The organism is Bacillus sp. AY18-3 (genome assembly GCF_008042305.1).
In the GTDB taxonomy this organism is placed as follows: Bacteria; Bacillota; Bacilli; order Bacillales; family Bacillaceae_G; genus Bacillus_A; species Bacillus_A wiedmannii.
Window position 1 is genome coordinate 47,659 of record NZ_QKQR01000002.1, and the last position, 21,231, is coordinate 68,889.

General features: G+C 33.1%; 21 protein-coding genes and 2 pseudogenes. 6 read left to right on the plus strand and 17 right to left on the minus strand.

The features are described 5' to 3' along the window. Nucleotides 1-426: 426 nt before the first annotated feature. Nucleotides 427-864, minus strand: coding sequence for an Lrp/AsnC family transcriptional regulator (locus DM800_RS00820; RefSeq protein ID WP_060488643.1), 438 nt, complete (start codon nucleotides 862-864; stop codon nucleotides 427-429). A 142-nt stretch (nucleotides 865-1,006) separates the two neighbouring features. Between DM800_RS00820 and DM800_RS00825 the strand changes: the two are divergent. From DM800_RS00825 to DM800_RS00835, 3 genes and pseudogenes are all read left to right on the plus strand, one after another. Then, nucleotides 1,007-1,576 (plus strand): annotated as a pseudogene (locus tag DM800_RS00825) (DJ-1/PfpI family protein); the annotation flags it as partial. Nucleotides 1,577-1,975: 399 nt separating this feature from the next. Further along, nucleotides 1,976-2,878: an ABC transporter permease subunit gene (locus DM800_RS00830; protein WP_147786217.1), complete on the plus strand. Its 903-nt coding sequence runs from the start codon at nucleotides 1,976-1,978 to the stop codon at nucleotides 2,876-2,878. After that, nucleotides 2,875-3,894, plus strand: a complete 1,020-nt coding sequence (locus DM800_RS00835; protein ID WP_147786218.1) for an ABC transporter permease — start codon at nucleotides 2,875-2,877, stop codon at nucleotides 3,892-3,894. Before DM800_RS00830 ends, DM800_RS00835 begins: the two co-directional genes overlap by 4 nt. A gap of 140 nt (nucleotides 3,895-4,034) precedes the next feature. Here DM800_RS00835 and adhP read toward each other — a convergent pair whose 3' ends face one another. The 5 genes from adhP to DM800_RS00860 form a co-directional block, all read right to left on the minus strand. Then, on the minus strand, nucleotides 4,035-5,072 hold the full coding sequence (gene adhP / locus DM800_RS00840) for an alcohol dehydrogenase AdhP (RefSeq protein WP_147786219.1): 1,038 nt from the start codon (nucleotides 5,070-5,072) through the stop codon (nucleotides 4,035-4,037). Between the two features lie 388 nt (nucleotides 5,073-5,460). Next, on the minus strand, nucleotides 5,461-6,315 hold the full coding sequence (locus DM800_RS00845) for a MurR/RpiR family transcriptional regulator (RefSeq protein WP_088063262.1): 855 nt from the start codon (nucleotides 6,313-6,315) through the stop codon (nucleotides 5,461-5,463). Between the two features lie 192 nt (nucleotides 6,316-6,507). Further along, entirely contained in the window at nucleotides 6,508-7,155 is a 648-nt protein-coding gene (locus tag DM800_RS00850) for a response regulator (protein WP_147786220.1), read from the minus strand. Between the two features lie 14 nt (nucleotides 7,156-7,169). Further along, nucleotides 7,170-8,288: a GAF domain-containing sensor histidine kinase gene (locus DM800_RS00855; protein WP_060488638.1), complete on the minus strand. Its 1,119-nt coding sequence runs from the start codon at nucleotides 8,286-8,288 to the stop codon at nucleotides 7,170-7,172. Nucleotides 8,289-8,442: 154 nt separating this feature from the next. After that, on the minus strand, nucleotides 8,443-9,336 hold the full coding sequence (locus DM800_RS00860) for a mechanosensitive ion channel family protein (protein WP_088063260.1): 894 nt from the start codon (nucleotides 9,334-9,336) through the stop codon (nucleotides 8,443-8,445). Between the two features lie 253 nt (nucleotides 9,337-9,589). On the opposite strand from DM800_RS00860, the gene DM800_RS00865 reads away from it, so the two are divergent. Further along, the gene (locus DM800_RS00865; protein ID WP_088609139.1) at nucleotides 9,590-10,039 is read left to right on the plus strand and encodes an NUDIX hydrolase; all 450 of its coding nucleotides are present in this window, start codon (nucleotides 9,590-9,592) and stop codon (nucleotides 10,037-10,039) included. A gap of 35 nt (nucleotides 10,040-10,074) precedes the next feature. Here the strand turns inward: DM800_RS00865 and DM800_RS00870 are convergent, their stop codons facing one another. The 10 genes and pseudogenes from DM800_RS00870 to asnB all read right to left on the minus strand — a co-directional run bounded on the left by DM800_RS00870 (nucleotide 10,075) and on the right by asnB (nucleotide 18,592). Then, nucleotides 10,075-10,623 (minus strand): cysteine hydrolase family protein, encoded by a 549-nt coding sequence (locus DM800_RS00870; RefSeq protein WP_088063423.1) that lies wholly within the window; start codon nucleotides 10,621-10,623, stop codon nucleotides 10,075-10,077. A gap of 114 nt (nucleotides 10,624-10,737) precedes the next feature. Beyond that, a pseudogene (locus tag DM800_RS00875) lies at nucleotides 10,738-10,992 on the minus strand (hypothetical protein). Between the two features lie 65 nt (nucleotides 10,993-11,057). After that, nucleotides 11,058-11,546, minus strand: coding sequence for a putative periplasmic lipoprotein (locus tag DM800_RS00880; protein ID WP_048541213.1), 489 nt, complete (start codon nucleotides 11,544-11,546; stop codon nucleotides 11,058-11,060). A gap of 259 nt (nucleotides 11,547-11,805) precedes the next feature. Then, nucleotides 11,806-12,453: a nitroreductase family protein gene (locus tag DM800_RS00885; protein ID WP_046955687.1), complete on the minus strand. Its 648-nt coding sequence runs from the start codon at nucleotides 12,451-12,453 to the stop codon at nucleotides 11,806-11,808. 98 nt (nucleotides 12,454-12,551) lie between these two features. Further along, complete coding sequence (dat, locus tag DM800_RS00890) at nucleotides 12,552-13,427, minus strand: D-amino-acid transaminase (protein WP_000648369.1); 876 nt, start codon at nucleotides 13,425-13,427, stop codon at nucleotides 12,552-12,554. Between the two features lie 131 nt (nucleotides 13,428-13,558). After that, complete coding sequence (locus tag DM800_RS00895; protein WP_147786221.1) at nucleotides 13,559-14,524, minus strand: ABC transporter substrate-binding protein; 966 nt, start codon at nucleotides 14,522-14,524, stop codon at nucleotides 13,559-13,561. A gap of 144 nt (nucleotides 14,525-14,668) precedes the next feature. Beyond that, nucleotides 14,669-15,514, minus strand: a complete 846-nt coding sequence (locus DM800_RS00900; protein WP_088063257.1) for a phosphatase PAP2 family protein — start codon at nucleotides 15,512-15,514, stop codon at nucleotides 14,669-14,671. Nucleotides 15,515-15,859: 345 nt separating this feature from the next. Continuing rightward, nucleotides 15,860-16,189 (minus strand): hypothetical protein, encoded by a 330-nt coding sequence (locus DM800_RS00905; protein ID WP_097907492.1) that lies wholly within the window; start codon nucleotides 16,187-16,189, stop codon nucleotides 15,860-15,862. A 48-nt stretch (nucleotides 16,190-16,237) separates the two neighbouring features. Beyond that, nucleotides 16,238-16,597, minus strand: a complete 360-nt coding sequence (locus tag DM800_RS00910; protein ID WP_048541207.1) for a GNAT family N-acetyltransferase — start codon at nucleotides 16,595-16,597, stop codon at nucleotides 16,238-16,240. A gap of 93 nt (nucleotides 16,598-16,690) precedes the next feature. Next, nucleotides 16,691-18,592 (minus strand): asparagine synthase (glutamine-hydrolyzing), encoded by a 1,902-nt coding sequence (asnB, locus tag DM800_RS00915; RefSeq protein ID WP_000333826.1) that lies wholly within the window; start codon nucleotides 18,590-18,592, stop codon nucleotides 16,691-16,693. 217 nt (nucleotides 18,593-18,809) lie between these two features. Between asnB and DM800_RS00920 the strand changes: the two genes are divergently transcribed. After that, nucleotides 18,810-19,274, plus strand: coding sequence for an Hsp20/alpha crystallin family protein (locus DM800_RS00920; RefSeq protein ID WP_001288088.1), 465 nt, complete (start codon nucleotides 18,810-18,812; stop codon nucleotides 19,272-19,274). Between the two features lie 34 nt (nucleotides 19,275-19,308). Here the strand turns inward: DM800_RS00920 and DM800_RS00925 are convergent, their stop codons facing one another. After that, nucleotides 19,309-19,896, minus strand: coding sequence for an SCO family protein (locus tag DM800_RS00925; protein WP_046959312.1), 588 nt, complete (start codon nucleotides 19,894-19,896; stop codon nucleotides 19,309-19,311). Nucleotides 19,897-20,231: 335 nt separating this feature from the next. Here DM800_RS00925 and DM800_RS00930 point away from each other — a divergent pair, with 335 nt between their 5' ends. Continuing rightward, nucleotides 20,232-21,206 (plus strand): MBL fold metallo-hydrolase, encoded by a 975-nt coding sequence (locus DM800_RS00930; protein ID WP_147786222.1) that lies wholly within the window; start codon nucleotides 20,232-20,234, stop codon nucleotides 21,204-21,206. Nucleotides 21,207-21,231: the final 25 nt, after the last annotated feature.

Sequence of the window (21,231 nt, forward strand, 5' to 3'; positions counted from 1 at the left end):
CCTTCGTTTCTAGCAAAATACGATCTAGTAAACCGTTTACATGAATTAGTATATAAAAATTTTTTTCGTTAATCAAGTTTTAAAAAGAAAATTTTTTTCATAACAAAAAATATATCCCCCTCATTCCATTTCACTTACATACTAAATTTAGATTTTCCCCGCGGTAAAGTTGCGTTATATTCGTTACGTTTCGCAACACACTCTCTTTTTCTTTCATTAACAACACATACATAGTTCTTCCTTACGTTCTACTCATTTGCATGAAAAAGAGTTGAGAAGCAATATTCATTTTTAAGGGTCACTTTACATAACCATCAAGCTAAGAAAAATGATTAGTGACCCTTCTTTTTATACAAGTCCGAAAAATAAGGGATATTTTTAAAAGATTATTAAGTAGGCAATAGTTAATTGATTAGGCCAGTATTTTTATTCTTCACTAATAAAGGGAGCAATTATCTTTTTTTCATGAGAAGATAACACGATATTTGTTGATGGCGTACCATATTGCATCGAATCATCAATAAATTTTTCTAAACTTTCTACAGAATACGTTGCTAATTTGACAATATAGCTAATTTCCCCTGCTACTCTGTAACACTCAATTACATCTGGATGATTATAGCAAAAGTTAGATAATGATTTACAATTCGTTGATTTAAACAATATAAGTGCAGAAATTGGACGATTAATTTTTTTTAGAGAAACACGTGCATGGTAACCTTCAATAATTTGTTGCTCCTCTAACTTCCTTACTCGCTCAGTTACTGACGGAGAAGATAAGTGAACTGCTTCAGCTAAATCCTTCATTGAAATTTTTGCATTTGACTGTAATAACCCCACGATTTTTTTATCAATTTGATCCATAAACTATCCAACCTTTTTTTATAAAATAGAATAACCTAAATTCTTTATATAATAAAGCCAAACAATTGAATATCCTTATTTAACTTATTCATCAGCTTTTTATATTTATATAAAATAAGGATATTAGGAGGCGATTTACGATATGAAAAAGATTTTATTATTATTAGCTGACGGATTTGAAGCAGTAGAAGCTAGTGTATTTACAGACGTACTAGGTTGGAATAAGTGGGAGGGTGATGGATCGACCGAGGTCATAACAGCTGGTCTTCGGGATAAATTAACCTGTACTTGGAATTTTACTGTCATACCCGAAAAAACGGTTGATAATATTCAATTGGATGAGTTTGATGCACTAGCTATTCCAGGAGGGTTTGAAGAAGCTGGTTTTTATCGGGATGCATTCAGTAAAGAATTCTTACATGTTATTCAACATTTCCATGTCAAACAGAAGCCTATTGCAAGTATTTGTGTTGCATCATTAGCGCTTGGTAAAAGTGGAATTCTTATAGATAAAAAAGCTACCACATACAGTCATCCAACGAGTAAACGAAAAGAGCAGTTAAAGAATTTCGGTGCAAAAGTACAAAATGATTTAATTGTTCAAGATGGAAATATTATTACATCTTCAAATCCAGGTACAGCTTTTGATGTTGCATTTTTATTACTTGAAAAATTAACATCTAAACAGAACGCTAAACATGTAAAGAATCTAGAGCTTGTTAGAATTATCTCTTTGTTGAACCACAGGTGCCCTCCTAGGAATTCATTGATCCCTAGGAGTTTTTTAAATTTCCTACACGTAGCCTAAAAGAAGAAACCATCTCGTCTAAAATTAACTTTGCATAAGTTTAGCTTTATCGCGATGAAGTCGCGTAACATAGCCGCTACCTCTCCAAATAAGAATTCTGTACATTTTGCTCTATTAATTGTTTTTGGTTCACTCATCCTATTACCTTAATAAACTTAGAGCGCGGATCCTACTATAACTTTATTAACTTGTAAATATATGTTCCATACTATAAAATCTAATAGTATTTTTATTTTTCGGAAAAATAAAACAATATTTTAGACTTTATTGTATAATGTTGTAAAAAGATGTCGGAGGGATTTAATGTTACATAAAATATCTCAATTCACAATTAAGCTTTCATCAATTCTTTTATCACTGTTACTATTATTAAATTTACCTTATTTATTTATCACTCAACAAGGATTCACCTTTCAACCAATTTATTTTTTTAACCAGATCGTTACTATGTTAAAACAGGTTTTCTCACCTGAATCATTGTTGGTTATAGGATCAGACCCAAAGTTTGGTCATTTAAAAACAACACCACTATTTCCAACTGTTTTAGAACCTTACCTATATTCGTTTATTGTATTATTTGTGGCCTTTTTGCTTGCGCTCTTTATCTCATCTAGCATGGCATTTTTTTATTTTTTAGCAAAAGATTATATAAAAAAATGGATAAACCGGATTGTGTTCATATTAGAAGCTGTCCCTGATATGATGATGATGATTTGTTTGCAAATATTTTTCATTTGGGTACTTAAGAAATTTGGGGAAGCTCCTTTCACCATTATTTCTTTTAATGAAAATCGTGCTTATTTACTCCCTATTTTATCTTTAGCGGTCTTACCTACATTACAAATGTTTCGGATGATGGTGTTATACATAAAAGAAGAACATGGAAAACATTACGTAGAGGTTGCATATGGAAAAGGATTTTCATCAAGTTATATACTATGCATTCATTTATTCAAAAATATATCTATCCACTTTTTCCACCATTTAAAAACGATTTTTGTTTTCTTACTTTCTAACTTATTCATTTTAGAATTTGTTTTTAATATGCAAGGCATTATTCAATTTTTATTTAAAAAGGCGTTTATTTCACCTCCAGCTGCATTTATCATACTTGTCATGATTACCTTACCATTTTATACCATTTTTCAAATAACCTCTTTCATGATGAATAGATGGCAAAAGCAATTGAAAGGAGCAACTTTATGAAATCTATTTGGAAATCAAAACGCTTTTTAATCGGCTTTACTTATTTATTCATACTTGTTTCAGCTAGTTTTATTTATAGTTGGTTCTTTAAAGATAACATCCCAAAACCTCCTCAGTTACTTTACAATGACAATAACGAATTACTTGGAAAGGCCCCCTTTCCACCATCGTTAATACCGCCTTTTGGATCTGATCGTTTTGGAGAATCTGTTTTCTTACAAATTATAGAAGGAGCAAAATTTACCATTTTATTAGCCGTGGCAATTAGCTTCTTTCGAATTTTATTCGGAACATGTATAGGAATCCTCTTAAGTTTATATGCTCCAAAATTCAAGAGATTTTTCCAGTCATGCTCAGAAGTTTTTTATTACATTCCTACTTTATTTATCGCATTTATACTCATCACACCCGTTAATATTGTAATCGTATCAAATGCTGATAGATTAGATCCAAATATTTCATTTGCGTTTTATCAAGTACTCGTACTTATTTTCGTCGCTCTGCCTACACTTTCTTTATATATATCCTCAGAAGTTGATGAATTTATGAAACAAGATTACATTTTAAGTTCCCAATTGCTAGGGGCTAGCCGTTTTCATATTATCAAAAAACACTTACGAGTCTTATTACTTGACCGCTTATTTGTGTTATTTATGGAACATATCGTTCAAACTCTCATACTCGTTATCCATTTAGCGTTGCTTGATATTATAATTGGTGGGATACAAATGCGTGAACTCTATGACGGAGTACTCAAACCTGTTTCTCTATCTAATGATTGGGCAGGCCTTATTGGATTAAATCGTTATGAAATGAATATTTCATGGTGGATTATTTTGTATACTCTCGTTTCATTCTTTATTACGATTCTATTTATTAAGCTTATGACAATCGGGATTCAAGATGCACTGAAAGCAAGAGATTCGCAAGTTGTAGCAATTCAAACCGTTCCAGATCATAAAAAATTTGTTAAAAGTAAAGATTCTTTTTCGTTTGTAGATAAAGTGAACCTTTAATCCTTTCTCGTTAGTCGACATTGATAGTAGTGGAATGCAAAGAAGATGATTCCTGTTGAATGCAGGGATCATCTTCTTTCTGCCGTCTAACTTTTTTACATGTATTTAGCTAGACTCATGCTTTTTATATTTAAAATGAATTATTTGCAATCACAATTATGCTGTTTAAAATCGATTACCATACGTCCTTGAATTCTACCTTGTTCCATTTCTTCGAATACATTTTGTACTTTATCTAGAGAACAAGTTTGAACAACCGGCACTACTTTTCCTTCTGCACCGAACATGAATGCCTCTTCTAAGTCTTTACGAGTACCGACTAGAGAACCAACTACTTCAATTCCATCTAGTACAAGTCGCGGAATGTTTAAATCCATAGTTTCTACTGGTAAACCTACTGCAACGACTTTACCACAAGCACGTACTGCATCAACTGCTGAATTGAATGCTACTTTAGAAACGGCTGTTACTACAGCAGCATAAGCACCACCAAACTCATCTTGAACAATCTTATCAGCAGGACCTTGAGAAATTGGATTGATAGTCATATCCGCACCAACCTCTTTTGCTAATGCTAATTTATCGTCATTAATATCTACTGCAATTACCTTTGCACCAAATACGTTTTTAGCATATTGGATAGCTAGGTTACCTAATCCACCACACCCATAGATGACGATAGGTTGACCAGGTTTAATGTCTGATACTTTTATTGCTTTATATGTAGTTACGCCCGCACATGTGATTGATGATGCTTGAGCAGGATCTAATCCTTCTGGTACTTTCACAGCATAATCAGCTGTAACAATACATTGTTCTGCCATACCACCATCTACTGAATAACCAGCATTCTTAACTTCACGGCAAAATGTTTCTCTACCAGTTATGCAATATTCACAACGTCCACAAGATTGGAACATCCATGCAATACTTACACGGTCACCTACCTTTAGTGAAGTTACATCATCAGCAAGTTTCGTAACAATACCTACACCCTCATGACCAAGAATACGGCCATCTGTATTTCCAAAATCATGATTTGCAACGTGTAAATCAGTATGACAAACTCCACAATACTCTACATCCACTAGCGCTTCACCTGAGTGTAACGGACGCAATTCCTTTTCAATAACTTCAATGTTTGCTTTACTATTTTTATTTACTACTACCGCTTTCATATGTGATCTCCCCTTTAGTGTTTTAGAATTTTAATGAGTTCATCTCACAACTTCTACCTGCACTGTTTCGGCCAATTATTGCACCAAATTTAAATGTTCAATCATCATTACACGTTCATCATAACATGTAATTTTAAAAGCTTATTGTTAAATATTGAACAATATTTGAATTATTAACCAAATGTTTTCTTACTATATTTGAAGGAAAAACTGAGATTTCATCTATGTATCGTTTATTAGAATTCAAGATGCGAAGTAATAAATAAAGATTTTTTAATATAGGAAATTATTATCATCATATTTTCAAAAAAGATTATAACGAGTAAACCTAGATTATATATCATCAAACTATTGACCAATATAAAAAGCCCTTCAACTGAAGGACTTTTTATATTCGTTTCATCGAAATTGTTTCGCGTATACTTTGTAAATTTTGCAATGTCTCTTCTTGGCGTTGTAACGATAACCCAACGTATAAAGTATCTAACAAACTTAACTGTGCTAATCTTGATGAACTTGCTTCTGTACGGAATTCCGTCTCACGTGTTGAAGTATATAATGTAATATTAGCAAGTTGACTTAATGCTGATTTCTGATAGCTCGTAATTGCAATAATGCGAGCTCCTCTTGCTTTTGCTACTTCTAACGCTTCCAGTAACCCTTTATTGCTACCAGAATGAGAAATTGCAATTACCACTGCTTCTTTAGTAAGTAAACCCGCACCCATAATTTGAAAATGTGAATCTGTATGAGCAATACAAGAAATACCCGTTCTCATAAATTTATGATATGCATCCATCGCTATAATACCAGAACCACCATTTCCATAAAACTCAATACGACTTGCATCTTGCAATACCTTTACGGCTTGCTCTAGCGCTGTATCATTTAACAAATGCAATGTATCTTGCAGTCCTGTAATATGCGAATGAAAAACTTTTTTAGCAACAGTTACCATACTATCTTCTGCCGATACTTCTTCATGAATATTTTGCATAGGAGTATGTACAATTTCACGAGCTAATGTAATCTTTAAATCTTGAAACCCTTGAAAACCGAGGTGCTTACATAAGCGGAATATCGTAGCTTCAGAACTATTCGTAACTTCAGCTAATTCTGTAATAGATTTATGTACAACATCTTGTGGATGTTTCAATATATGTTCGGCAATACTTCGCAATTTCGGTGATAAACCATTTAACGAAGCCTGAATCTTTCCAATCCCACTTCTTGTACCTGGCATAGCATATCTTCCCCTTCCATCGTAGTTTTATTGTACCTAATTATAGAAAGAAGAAAAACCTTTATTTAGCACTACTATAAATTGAAACTTTAATCAGTGAGAGTATTGTACATCTCCCACTAATTATAAGCCCGCAAATAGCGGGATAAATTTTAAATACTCCTATGTATTCTGTCGTAACATGGGACATAATTATTCATACTTATTATTTCCCCCGTGCTTCACCGCATATAATGCAGCTTGCGTACGATCATCTACTTCCAATTTAGCTAAAACATTTGAAACGTGTGTTTTCACAGTCTGTTCTGTAATATGAAGCTCTGCTGCAATTTCTTTATTACTTCGCCCTTTCGCAATTTCACGAAGTACTTCTTGCTCTCTTTTTGTTAACATGGAAAAAGGGTTCTCTTTTTCTTTCTTAACTGCTGATCGTCCGAATAGTGCTGGTGTTATTTTCGGATGAAAATTCGCATTTCCTTCATGTACTGCAATGATAGAAGCGACAAGTTGCTCTGGTTGTACTTCTTTTAATTGATAACCATCTGCTCCAGCTTCCAGTGCTGGTAAAACATAATCTTGCTCTGAAAAACTGCTTAATATAAGTATCTTTATTGTTTTATCATATTGCTTTATCCGTTTTGTTGCTTCTATACCATCCATCTTCGGCATTGATAGATCCATTAATACTACATCTGGTCTTTCCGTTTGAATGAATGTTAATGCCTCTTCACCATTTTCTGCTTCCCCAACTATTTCAAATTCTTCTCTCGTTTTTAAAAAGAATACAAGTCCTCTTCGAACGATATGATGATCCTCAACTAGTAGTAATTTAATCTTCAATCTTCTTCTCCCCTTTAAACCGGCAATTGAATTTCAATTTTTGTACCCTTTTTCAGCTCAGTTTTTATTTGAAATGATCCCCTCATTAACTGAATACGTTCCTTCATACTTTTTAAACCGAGGGCTGACTCTCTTACGTGATCTTGTATAAATCCTATTCCGTTATCCTCTATGTAAAAATACAACTGGTTATTTTCTATTTTTAAAAGAACATTTACCTTTTCACATGAAGCATGTTTTTTACAATTATGTATTGCTTCTTGACTAATACGCCATAAAACTTCTTCAATTTCATCTCCAATTGAAACCATACCATCAATTCGAACTTCCACGTGGATCCCTAACAACTTTCCGTAATTTTTAATTGCTTCTGCTAAACCTTTCTCTAATCCTTCCGGTCTTAATTGCCAAATTAAAAGTGTCATTTCTTGTAATGCTTCCTGTGATAATTCTCCAATATAGCTCAACATCTCTTGCAAGTCTCTATCTTGCGTCATATTTAAAGTACCTTTTGCTGTTAGCATAATAGAAAATAACAATTGTTTTACTGAATCATGTAAATCACGTGCAAGTCGATTTCTTTCAGCTACCACTACGTATTTACGTTCCTTCTCTACCAACTGAATACGTTGTATTGTCGTTCCTATTTGAAATGCAATCGATTCTAATAATGCCAATTCTTCCTCTGAAAAGTGTGTTTTTTGAGGTGAGGCTACATTTAATAGACCAAACTTCTCCGATCCAGACCTAAGTGGAATCGTCGCATGATGCGTAACATCTTCTGTCTCTCCCCAATTACACTCAATCGCATCCTCTATTCGCTTACATTCAATAATATTTGTCGCTTTTTCCAATCTGCCATTCACAAAACGCTCTACACACCAGCAGTCCCCTTCACACATCGGCTTCTTCTCTTTCCATGTAAGAGCCGGTGGTAAGTTTTCATCTACAAGCATACGGTGCTTTCCACTTTCATCGATAAAGAATATCCACCCTGTTTGTAAATTCATAACTTGTAACAATGTATGTAACACTTTTTCTAACATGACTTGTAAGTCTGTTGCTTCATTTAATAATTCTGCAATTGCTTTTAATGCTTCTAAACGATGCATCTCTTTTTCTTCAAAGTTCATTTTCATCACCATCTATCATTATAACATTAAGAAATTTCTAAATTCTACAAATAAGAAAGAACTGAATTCCTTCAGTTCTTTCTTTAAATTAATCATTTTATTATTTTTCTATCCAATGTTGGAAGCTAGATTTTTGTTAACAAACTATTCTATTTTAGCTGTCCGATAAAGATTGTCCACCATGGTTATGCTGTAAACTTTCAGTAGTAACGACCATATTTGCTGCTGGCATTTGCACTTGATTCTTATGGAACATAGACATTAATTCAAACCTTACTTGTCTAGAAGTTTCAAAATAATCTTCTGGCTTTATTAAACCTGTAATACAAAATTCATATCCAACATATTTAAGGTTCGGGTTTAAATCTGTGACACCAACATATTTAAACGGCTCAACAGCTTCATCCTCTACTTTATAAAGACTCGAAGCCAATCTTTCATTACAATTAACACAAACTTCTTCTAACAATTCCTTAACTCTTGTAGGATCTTCCTGATAACTTACCGTAATCCGTTCAATTACGCGCATCCATCCTTTATTAAAATTTTGTATCGTCCTAATCTCTCCGTGTGGTATCGTAAGAAGTTTTCCTGACCATTCACGAATTTGCATAAAACGAATACTAATTTCCTCAATTGTTCCTGAATTTGTTCCGTTAAAAGTAACAAAATCGCCAACACGAAACTCTTTGTCCGCTAATCTCGCAAAGCCTAATATAACATCTTTTAACATCTGTTGTGCAGCAAAACCAATAACAACTCCCGCTATCCCTGCACCTGCAATGATACTTTTTATATCTACAAATTGGCTAATTAAATATATGATTAGACTGATGATAATGATATATCTAAAAATAGATCGAATCACACTTTGAATCGTTTGCTCTACCTCTTCATCAAAAAAGCTTGATTTCCTAAAAAACCAATCAATAATACGGTTGATTACAAAAGAGATAATGATTAAAACTAATGCAAATAGTAAAAATCTTAAAAGTAAAAACTCACGTACATAATTAAAAAATTCTTCAGTATACGTTAATAAACTCATCCATCCACACCCTTAACTAATGAAAATTTCATGAAAAACTAATTTATTGTCATACCTTTTGATTTCCTTAAAACTTGTTACACTTTCTTCTATAAATATACCCTTTTTCATTATCTAAAGGGAGATTACATTAGAATTTTTTTATAAACGACTTTATTTTATGACTGCGCTACATATCTCAAAAAAGGAAAATATTAACACAATACCGAATAGTTCATTTGTAAATATTTTGACTCGCGGGGGTTAACTAACAATGGGCTATATCGAAGAACTAAGAGAAGTTATTGGATCAAGACCACTCAATTTATCTGGCGTTGCTGTAGCTGTCTTCAATGAAAAAGAACAAATATTACTACAACAGAGACGAAGTGGTATTTGGGCTGTCCCTGGTGGATTCGTTGAACTTGGCGAATCAACGGAAGAAGCCGGAAGACGGGAAGTGCTTGAAGAAACAGGGATTGAAATAGGCTCTTTACAGTTAATAAGCGTATTTTCCGGAAAAGAATTTTTTGTAAAATTACCGAACGGAGATGAATTTTACCCTATAACAATCGCATATCTTTGCAAAGATATTACAGGTGGTACGTTAAAAGCTGATGGATTAGAATCATTACATGTACAATTTTTTGACTTAAATGGGTTACCAGAAAAAATTAGTCCGTTCATAAAAAAACTAATCGAGCGAAACCTCGTCTCAATTTAAACGAAAAAAGAGACCTTTTTAAAGGCCTCTTTTTTTCACTTCACTTCTGCATGTAAGCATGACTTAAAATGTCCAAGTGCAAATTCATGTCCTTGCGCATTAAAAGATGCAACTGCCTTTTCGTAAACTACAATTTTAAATCCTTTATTATAAGCGTCTACTGCTGTGTGAAGAACACAAATATCAGTACAAACACCTACAAGATGAACTTCTTCTATTCCTCTTTCTCTTAACTTCATCTCTAAGTTTGTTCCTGCAAATGCACTATATCGTGTTTTATCCATATAATATACATTCTCTGCATTTTTATATGTTTCGTACACATCTTGTAATTCACCAAACAAATCTCTTCCATTTGTACCAGCTATATTATGAGGCGGGAATAACTTTGATTCTGGATGATATACATCATTTTCATCGTGTTTATCGATCGCAAAGACAACATAATCTCCATTTTCAATATATTCTTTCGTTATATGGACAATTTCCTTCTCAATTTCTTGTCCTGGTTTCCCGCATGTTAAAGCACCTTTTTCAGCTACAAAATCATATGTATAATCAATATTAATAAGAGCTCGTTTCATAACCACTATCTCCCCTTCTCCTGTTTCACAGTAAACAATAGAAAATTTGTTATTACGACATCGTATGTACTATTCGACATTTCAAATGAAATACCTACATTTTTCATGTAAAACTTACCTTAACCATTGTTTATCATATGATAGATAAACAATGGTAAAACAAATAGCTCCTATTAACAAATCATGAATTTGTTAATTGAGCGTAATTTGAGTCACCTCTTGGATTATAAACCAAATGACTGACATCGTTAAAATAATCAAGACGATACGAATACATCGATTCACATCTTCAGCCTCTTTCTCTATCATAGTAGAAACAAGTGATTTCTTCTTACTTAATCGTATTAGAAAACGAAACAAGTTATTCACTGTTACATCCTCTAGTATAAACAAAAAAGCACACTACTTTTTGAGTAATGTACTTTTTATTCTTCTTATGACGCTGGTTTTGTTTCGAATGTTGCTTGATTTAAACTAATAACCTTTCCTTTTGGATCATTGTTTTCATACTGAACTGCAGTAATCGTATGACTACCTGTCTCAAGTGTCTTTTCTTTTAATTGTACTGTTGTCTGTGTTGTACTAGTGACTTGATGTTTATCTGCATATACTTGATCTACAAATATAAATGTTTCTTTATCATTTTGAAAATTAGAAAGCTCTAATTCAACATGTTGAATTAAAGTATCCTTTTTGATGAATACAGTTGGTATATTGCCGTTTTCAGAAGTACCATCTGGTGTAATAACTTTTACTTTTCCTTCACCAACTGGTACTGCACCTTCAGGGAATACTACTATATTCTCATTACTTGCATTTACAACTCGTTCTTCCTGCTTTGATTGCGCATCCTCTTTTTCTTGTGGAGCACCGCAACCGGCTAATAACAATACAGACAATCCAGTGATTATGAATTTTTTCAAAATTCATCCCCCCTGTCATTTCATTATAATTTATTATACAAAAATAACTTTTAAATTTTAAGACTATTTTCAACACTTTCATGAACAAATAGAATCTTGCCCACGATTAATGTATCATACTTTCCTTAATAGAACATTAATTTTTTTTATGAAATAAATAGTAATTCCCTCTTATCTATCATTTTAGCCCAACAAATTAATTACATACCTGTCCAAAATAAAAAGACATTGTTCATTCAATGTCTTTTTATTTTAAGCTTTAAAAAACAAATGTTGTAATCTCATCTACTTCTTTTCTTGGAAGTTTCTTCGGCTTATCTTTCGGAAAACCGAGTGAAATAACCATATTTATTTGTTTTTCAGACTCAATTTGTAAATATTGTCGTAGTTCATCTTGAGCTAACAATACCGGTCCTGTCATTGGACAAGTACCCAGCCCTTTCGCATGTGCAGCCAACATTAAGTTTTGTGCCGCTAAACAGCTACTCTTAATTCCTTCTTCTTCCCAAACTGAATCTGGAACAAAAGCAATTGGATCAAATATCTTTTCGCGAAATTTTGATTCATATGGTGTTGCCAAACACACGATTAATACAGGTGCCTCTGAGAAAGCTGTTGCATATGGTCCAAATGAACGGGTAAGTAATTTCCCTGCTTTCTCTTCTCCGTTTTCTGCCGCTTTTGCCGCAAGTTTATGTAATGCATCCCAAGTCATTTGCTCAATTTCTTTAATTTTCTCTCGGTTCATAATGACCAAGAACTCCCAAGTTTGTGAGTTCGTATCACTCGGTGCATAACGAGCACAATCAATAATTTCTTTTATGTCACTAATGGATACTTCTTGTTCTGTGAACTTCCTAACACTTCGTCTACCGTGAATTACTTCTTTAAAATCTTCATAATTCATACATTAAATCCCCTTTTTACAACGTTTTCAAATCTTGTCCTATGTTTGAATTATATCATGAAAAAAAGCTGGAGGAATACCAGCTTTTTTCTTCAATATTAGTTCGTAACTTTAAATAAACGAATACTTTCTTCATATGCAACTTGGAGTTTCTTTGTAATTGGTCCTCTTTCGCCGGTTCTAAACTGTTCATCACCTATTTGAACGACTGGGAATATTTCAAGTGGTGTCGCTGTAAAGAAGCACTCATCAGCCTCATATACTTCTTGTAGTGAAAATTCTCGTTCTTCTACTTCAATATGTAACTCTTTCGCTAATGTAATAACGAAGTGACGTGTAATGCCGTGTAGAATGAAGTTGTCAGCCGGATGTGTAATCAATTTATTATTCTTCACCATAAAGAAATTTGAATGACACCCTTCAGTTACAATTCCATCTCGTACTAATATCGCTTCTTGATAGCCTTGTTCGTTTATTTTATTTTTAATCATAATATTAGGTAGCAGATTTAAAGATTTTATATGACAAAACTTCCACCGTATATCCTCTTCTACCGTAACTTTTATTCCCAGTTCCATAGCAGCAATTGGTCTTGGAAACGAAACAATATTTGCAAAATATGTTGGTTGCATATTTGACTCATATACATGATTACGTGCTTGAGCACCTCTTGATATTTGCAAATATACATTCCCATCTTCTTGAAATTGATTTTTTTCAATCATTTGATGCAACTCTTCCACTAACTCCTCCTTAGTAAAAGGTGGAATTAGTTTTATTTCTTCCATAGAATTAAAGAATCGTTCCAAATGTAGATCTAATAAATGTGGCTTCCCATCATATAGTCTGAATACCTCGTATATACCATCACCAAATTGAAAGCCTCTCTCCTCTAATGGAATCATCGGCTGTTCTTCCTTCGTATTTACAATTCTTCCGTTAAACAAAATCCAATCTTTATGAGTAGCTTTCATTCATTCCCACTCCTTTATTCCATAATTGGTTTAATTGTACAACTTATCCACACTCAAAAGAAGGAATTTTCTGTATTTTTATAAATAAAAAAGTACATCACCCATTTAAGGTGATGTACTCGACCATTCATTTACTTTAAAAAATATTTTTCAATATCATCTAACATAAGGTTTGCAGCTACAATACCACCTGCTGTATTCCAAATCACTTCATCTACTTCGAATACTTTATTATCTTTAGAAGCCTGTAACTGCTTAAAGAGCGGATCTTCTGTCCATTCTTTCGCTAACGTGTTTCCTTCATTATTCTTATCCGCATCTTTATCAGATGTGAAATAGAATAAGTAGTCCCCGTCCATATTTGGAATTTGTTCTTTTGTAATTCCTTTTATCGCAAATTCATCTTTATCTTGTAATGGTGGTCGTTTAAATCCAATATCATTTAATACAACGCCTGAGAATGAATTTTTTTGATAAATACGAACATCACCTGGGACGAAGCGAATAATTGAAACTTTAGAGTTAATTTTATTACCTAATTGTTCTTTTATTCCTGCAATACGCTTTTTATAATCATTAAGAGCATTTTGCCCTTCTTTTTCTTTATTTACAGCTTTTGTATAAAGCGTAAAGTTTTCTTTCCAATCACCGCGCAATGTTTCAGCATATACTGTTGGCGCGATTTCTTTTAACTGCTCGTATATTTTTTCGTGACGCATTTTATTTCCAATAATTAAATCCGGCTGAAGCTTCATTACTGCCTCTAAATTAATGTCACGCTCAGTTCCTACTACTTTCGTATCTTTTAACTCATTCGCTAAATGAGGATACCATTCATCCCCAGCTCGTGGTTTTGTCGTTCCAACTGGCGTTACTCCAACAGTTAAAAGTGCCTCAGCACCCTCATTCGTTAAAACAACAACTCTTTTTGGTGTACCATTTACTGTCGTTTCGCCCATCGCATGCTTTATACTATATGAATCTTTTGCCTTTACTGATGTATCTTTATCTTTCTTCTCTTTTTCTTTACCGCAACCTGCAATTATGACCATTAATAACATAATGCAAAGTATAAGAATATTTTTAGTGCGTGTCATAAATCCCCCTAGTTGAAAATGATCTTCATTAACATTTAAAGATTAATGTATATCTCATACATTGTCAATAGATATATCAGAAAACTTTTACAATATATATAATTTCCACCTCATTTTTATTCAAAATATTTTTGTACTTATTTGCTATTCACTTTTTAACCGTAACATGTGAAACATAAACGGACATAAGAAAGTAATTGTAATTCCAGTCAATGCATAACGTACATAATACATATCAGGTATTACTTTTTTTAGTATGAGCTGTATCATTAACATGAAACTAAGGCCTAAAACTGTTTTTACTACTTGTATTTTAAAATTATTATTTTCATTCATTTTAATAAAGTGATTCTCTAACATGATACCAATCGTAGAACCTGTCAAAACTCCAAGTAATTTTAAATTATCTATTTGGTCAGTCATAAAATACATAATGAGTGAAACTGCCAATACAATTCGTTGTAACAATATAAATTTCCTATCACTTAATTCCCCTGTTACTTTCGTATATAAATAAACAACTATGACACTAATTAAAACGGCACCTATTATATCACTGAGCCAATGTACACGTAAATATAGACGAGAAGTAGCAACCAATATTATAAAAATAATTCCAATGATCCAAATGATTCTCTTTTTACATAACATCATAAAAGAGCCCCAAAATGTTGTCGCTAACTGGACGTGTGTACTTGGAAAAGAATAACCTGCAGCTGATTTTTCATATAAAGCCTGAATTCCTTCGTATGTATACGGTCGCGGGATTTTCATGAATTCTTTTACCACTATCCCTATATACCCAGAGAAACAAAGCATAACAATCATATGAAATGCTTTTCTTTTAGAAACGCACCAATATAAAATCGAAATAATGACTAAATACAACGTTTCATTTGCAATACTAGATATAAGTTTAAAAAGTATTGTAAGCACACTTCCCTCCACACTGGTCATCCATTCAAGAAATAAAATATCCAAATTAAACATAAAAAAAAACGAAACCTCCCCAAAATTTAATCCTGCTATTTGTCAGCACTTAAGATAAACTAGTTGATTAACATTTCAAATTTATACACCTACTTACGTTACAGGTTAAGAATATATAGTACCACATACTAATAATAGATAATATGTTAAATCATCTAATTATTTTTATAAATTTTAATGAAATTTTGAGCTTTATATACAAAAACATCTGTATCTTGTTATCCACTTATTTATATTCCATGTCAAATTGCACCTCGTTGTTTTTTGATATATGGAACTACTATTAAATAAATCAGCATACATATAACTTTCAAAACCATTACAATTACAAATAAAAAAACCGCCTTATATAAGGCGGTTTCTATCATTGTGCTTTAACCAATTTAAAATAAATATATACGATTGATAGTGAATATAACGTATGCAAAATAAAAGAAATAAAAGGGCTATTCCAGTGCTACTATACAGCAAACCGAACTTTAAAAAAATATTTAAAAGCGGTGGAAAGTTCGTTATGTTTTGTAATGTAATAAGCATACAAAATAAAAGGAAAAACACAGGGGCATATTGTAATTCATACGGCTTTCTTTTCTTATTCATTCTTTTTCGAATGAACATATGGATTAGCTCTGCTACTATAAAACACCCTCCAATTAATACAAGACCAGAAGTCATCGTCATATATCCACCTGCCTTATATTTATCTCGCACAACTACTCATCGTTATATTTTCTTCACATATATTCCATCTTCTTCATTAAAACCAAAGCTCTCTATGAAAGTTTTTGCTTGTTCTGTTAATTCCGTTTGTAATACCTTTATCTCTTTCACGTTTCTTTCTTTCATCATCGTTTCAAATGTAAAATACGTATTTGTCCCATAACCGTAACTTTGATAATCAAAGTGAATAATTAACTGCGATAAAATTGCACTCTCCTCTTGTACACTATAGTCTATTACACCAATATATGTATCATCAACTTTCACACAATACTGTACTTGATTCTCAGTTAAACTATGTGAGCGAAACATTTCTTTAACAACGCTTTCATTATCTACAGTTACTTTTTCAAACGTAATCATATGTTGTCCATCCTTTTACTATTATTGTATCAATAATACGTCCTATTTATGAAAAAAACCTTAAGACCATATGCGATCTTAAGGTTTTTCTAATTAAACTAAGCTATACGCACGTTTCGTTTCTTCGTGGAACTTATTCGTATCGTATTTATGCTCAACATAAATTTGATGCCATACCATAAACGCAAGTACAGTCCAAATTTTACGGCTATAATCGCCTTTATCTGCACAATGTGCTTCCAGTAAGTTTAATACATACTGTTTGTCGATTAAATGCTCTGTTTTACTCTCGTTTATAATATTGATAGCCCAATCATGCATTTCGTCTTTTAACCAGTGACGAATTGGTACTGGGAATCCAAGTTTTTTACGATCTAATACGTGATCTGGAACGATTCCGCGTGCCGCTTCACGTAAAATAGCTTTCGTAGTTCCGTTAGCAATCTTAAATTCAGTTGGAATTTTAGATGCAACATCAAATACTTCTTTATCTAAGAACGGTACACGAAGTTCTAATGAGTTTGCCATTGTCATTTTATCAGCTTTTAATAAAATGTCACCGCGTAACCATGTGAACATGTCAATGTACTGCATTTTGCTTACATCATCATAATCTTTAATCTCGTTATACAATGGTTTCGTGATATCCATATAGTTAACACTTTCATTGTAATACTTCATTAATTCAACTTTCTCTTCTTCACGGAAGATTTTCGCGTTTCCATAGTAACGCTCTTCAATTGGCGTACACCCACGCTCTAGGAAGCTCTTTCCTTTAAATCCTTCTTTAAGAGCACCACTTAATGCTTTTAGAACGCTCTTACCTGGGCTAGGAATGTAAGAGAACATTTTTAGTGAGTTTGGCTCACGATAAATGTTATAACCACCAAATAGCTCGTCTGCACCTTCACCTGAAAGAACAACTGTTACATGCTTACGTGCTTCTTTTGCAACGAAGTACAATGGTACAGCTGCTGGATCTGCTAAAGGATCATCCATATGCCAAATGATTTTTGGGAACTCATCCATAAACTCTTTCGCTGAAATGAATACGTTATGGTTTTTAACGCCTAATTTCTCAGCAGTTTCTTTTGCAACATCAACTTCACTGAAACCACGTTGTTCAAAACCAATTGAGAATGTTAAAAGATTTGGATTCATTTCTCTTGCGATAGAAGCGATAATAGATGAATCGATACCACCAGATAAGAATGAACCTACTGGTACATCACTGCGCATATGCACTTTTACTGAATCATACAACACATCACGAATTGCTTGGATATGCTCCTCTTTCGTTGCGCTTGAAGCATTGAAATAAGGTTTCCAGTAGCGATGGATTTCCATCTCTTTACCGATTTCTTTTACGAAATAATGACCAGGCTCGATTTTATTAACATCAATTGTTAATGTTTCTGGCTCTGGACCATATTGGTACGTAAAGTAATGTTGTAGTGACGTTGGATTAACGCCTTTATCTTCCATCACATGCATAATACTTTTCTTCTCAGATGCGAAGAATGTAGTATCACCTTGTTGTGCGACGTATAAAGGTTTAATACCGAAGTGGTCACGTGCACCGAAAAGTTTCTTCTCTTCACGATCCCAAATCATAAATGCAAACATACCACGAAGATAGTCTACACATTTTTCTTTCATATGTGCATACAATGCAATGATAACTTCTGTATCAGATTGTGTTGCAAACGTTGCACCTTTTTCAAGTAACATTTCACGTAATTCTACATAGTTGTAAATTTCACCATTAAAAATAATTACATATCGATCATTTTCATAAGTTAGCGGCTGATGTCCTGCCTCTAAGTCAATGATGCTTAAACGGCGGAAGCCAAATTGTACATGTTCATCACGAAAATATCCTTCGTCATCTGGACCACGGTGGAAAATCATCGTGTTCATATTTTCAAATTGATGTTTTTCTGTTTCTGAAAACTCTCTAGGGTTTTCACATAAACATCCTACAAAACCACACATACTTCTTACCCTCTTTCAGTTTTCATTCTGTCTATATACTACTATATCAACCCTATTTATACTAGCATAATCAATTGAATATGGCGACCAAAAACTATAAAAAAATCACTCCATTTCACATTTTTAACAATTTTTTATGAAAACATGAAAACTAGGCAATCACCTTTCTCCGCTTTTGTCATATGATATTGCAAATTGATTTCTAGGAGGGAATACCATGAGTGAAGAAAAAAAAGACTCTTCTCGCCCACCGGTTCGCAATTATTTAAAGCAAATTGATGATTTCTTCGAGCAAACACCACTTCGCAATGTAATCGCTGATTTAAATCATTTTTTCCAAAAAGGAAATCGTTTATTAACATTCCCCGTAGATTTATATGAAGTTGGTGAAGAACTCGTTGTTACAGCTGAACTACCAGGTATACAAAAAGAACAAATTCAAATTGAAATACAAAGTGAATACTTAAAAGTCTCTGTAAAAGAAGAGATACTTGAAGAGGTCGAGGAAGAAACATCTCATAACTATTATCGCCGAGAACGTTCCATTTCAGAAGCATCAAGATTGATTAAATTACCGTACTCAATTAATAAAAAAGCAGCGAAAGCTTCGTATCAAAACGGCGTGTTAGAAATTCGGGCACCAAAACTTCCACAACAACATGACATTTTATCCATAGACTAATGTAAAAAAAGAAGGGTGCTATGCACCCTTCTTTTTAATCCACTAATCTCTTCATATCACGTATAATGTCTTCGTACGGCGTATTACTAATACCACTATACTTTTTCATTACTTTTCCGTTTTGATCAATTAAATAAAATGATGTACCATGTATAACTTGACCATCCTCAGGTTTATCTACAAGTGATTGGAAATTATCTTTTGAAAACTTTGTAATATCTTCTAATGAATAACCCGTTAATAAATTCCAGTTACTAGTATCCTCTGTAAACTTTTGAATGAAAGCCTTCAAATTCTCCGGCTTATCAAGGTCTGGATCTACACTAAACGAAACAAACTGAACGTCTAATTTCTCTTCTTTGGCCATCTTTTGCAGTTTTGCCATATTGGCAGTCATTGGCGGACAAACTGTTTGGCAATTTGTGAACATAAAATCAGCAACCCAAACTTTCCCTTTTAAATCTTTTGTACCAAATGACTTTCCATCTTGATTTGTAAATTGGAAAGTTTCTAAATCCCAATTCAATGGTTTACGAAGCTTTGAACCCGATCCACTACATCCAGCAAGTACAAAGAGACAAAATACAACCATAAGACCAATTATTTTTTGATAACGCTTCATCTATAAACCTCTTTTCTCTATCCTAAATTTAAATAGGTTATGTTTATCATAACAAAAGTTAACACTACGAGAAAATTGTTTACTACATTTGTTCACGAAATCGTACGAATTTACGTATGTTACTTCTTTATTTTAAGCCAATTACTAGACAAAATTTATTTTTTTACTATTATTTCTCTAAATAGAAGTTGCAAAACTAATTTTATTGTTACTTTTGTAAACGCATCCCCCTATTTTTTAACAATTCCTTAAACATTCATCCATGTTATACACTGTATTCCTTAACAACATTTCGGTACAATACAATTACAACGATTTTAAATGAGGTGATGTTCATGACAAAACGTTATGAAAACATGGATAATGTGAGTACAAAAAAATCAATTCGTTCCTTTATACGTTGGCGAAAAGAACGAAAACAAAATAAAAAGGATTTTTCTTTTTTAGTAGAACAATCACCTGTTAAGCAAAGTAAATTTCTACAAAACAACTTTGAAAAGACGTCTGTAACTTGGATTGGTCATTCCACATTCCTTATCCAAACGAATGGGCTGAATATATTAACAGATCCAGTATGGGCTACTAAATTAAAATTAGTTCCAAGACTTACTGAACCTGGTCTTTCTATACAAGAACTACCTAAAATTGATATTGTCCTCATTTCACACGGTCATTATGACCATTTAGATTTTTCAACGCTTCGCCAGCTAAATGATGATGTTTTATACCTTGTTCCTATTGGACTGAAAAAACTATTTACTCGCAAAAAATTTACTCGTGTAGAAGAGTATAATTGGTGGGAAAATACGATCATTAATGATGTTTCCTTTCACTTCGTACCGGCCCAGCACTGGACGAGAAGATCCTTATTTGATATGAATACATCTCACTGGGGGGGATGGATTATTAATAATGAACCAACGAAAGAAACCGTTTATTTTTGTGGTGACAGTGGCTATTTCCAAGGTTTCAAAGAAATTGGCAGACGCTTTTCAATTGATATTGCCCTTATGCCAATTGGCACTTATGAGCCAGAGTGGTTTATGAAAGTATCTCATGTTTCACCTGAAGAGGCAGTGCAAGCTTATTTAGATTTAAACGCTACACACTTTATACCGATGCATTACGGAGCTTTTGCCCTTGCCGATGAAACACCTCGCGAGGCAGTAACAAGGCTCCGAAATAATTGGAATTTACGTATGTTACCGTGGGAACAACTGCATGTACTCTTTTTAGGCCAAACTTTTACTTATAATAGCGCAACAAACGATAAGCAAGTAAATGAAAAAATTGAAACATTACACGTATAACGTAACTACTTATTTTCTATATCCA

Coding starts and splice junctions, on each gene's coding strand:
- DM800_RS00820 (WP_060488643.1), bottom strand. CDS start 864: ATGGATCAAATTGATAAAAAAATCGTGGGGTTATTACAGTCAAATGCA.
- DM800_RS00830 (WP_147786217.1), top strand. CDS start 1,976: ATGTTACATAAAATATCTCAATTCACAATTAAGCTTTCATCAATTCTT.
- DM800_RS00835 (WP_147786218.1), top strand. CDS start 2,875: ATGAAATCTATTTGGAAATCAAAACGCTTTTTAATCGGCTTTACTTAT.
- adhP (WP_147786219.1), bottom strand. CDS start 5,072: ATGAAAGCGGTAGTAGTAAATAAAAATAGTAAAGCAAACATTGAAGTT.
- DM800_RS00845 (WP_088063262.1), bottom strand. CDS start 6,315: ATGCCAGGTACAAGAAGTGGGATTGGAAAGATTCAGGCTTCGTTAAAT.
- DM800_RS00855 (WP_060488638.1), bottom strand. CDS start 8,288: ATGAACTTTGAAGAAAAAGAGATGCATCGTTTAGAAGCATTAAAAGCA.
- DM800_RS00860 (WP_088063260.1), bottom strand. CDS start 9,336: ATGAGTTTATTAACGTATACTGAAGAATTTTTTAATTATGTACGTGAG.
- DM800_RS00865 (WP_088609139.1), top strand. CDS start 9,590: ATGGGCTATATCGAAGAACTAAGAGAAGTTATTGGATCAAGACCACTC.
- DM800_RS00870 (WP_088063423.1), bottom strand. CDS start 10,623: ATGAAACGAGCTCTTATTAATATTGATTATACATATGATTTTGTAGCT.
- DM800_RS00885 (WP_046955687.1), bottom strand. CDS start 12,453: ATGAATTATGAAGATTTTAAAGAAGTAATTCACGGTAGACGAAGTGTT.
- dat (WP_000648369.1), bottom strand. CDS start 13,427: ATGAAAGCTACTCATAAAGATTGGATTTTGTTTAACGGAAGAATTGTA.
- DM800_RS00895 (WP_147786221.1), bottom strand. CDS start 14,524: ATGACACGCACTAAAAATATTCTTATACTTTGCATTATGTTATTAATG.
- DM800_RS00900 (WP_088063257.1), bottom strand. CDS start 15,514: ATGTTTAATTTGGATATTTTATTTCTTGAATGGATGACCAGTGTGGAG.
- DM800_RS00905 (WP_097907492.1), bottom strand. CDS start 16,189: ATGACTTCTGGTCTTGTATTAATTGGAGGGTGTTTTATAGTAGCAGAG.
- DM800_RS00910 (WP_048541207.1), bottom strand. CDS start 16,597: ATGATTACGTTTGAAAAAGTAACTGTAGATAATGAAAGCGTTGTTAAA.
- asnB (WP_000333826.1), bottom strand. CDS start 18,592: ATGTGTGGTTTTGTAGGATGTTTATGTGAAAACCCTAGAGAGTTTTCA.
- DM800_RS00920 (WP_001288088.1), top strand. CDS start 18,810: ATGAGTGAAGAAAAAAAAGACTCTTCTCGCCCACCGGTTCGCAATTAT.
- DM800_RS00925 (WP_046959312.1), bottom strand. CDS start 19,896: ATGAAGCGTTATCAAAAAATAATTGGTCTTATGGTTGTATTTTGTCTC.
- DM800_RS00930 (WP_147786222.1), top strand. CDS start 20,232: ATGACAAAACGTTATGAAAACATGGATAATGTGAGTACAAAAAAATCA.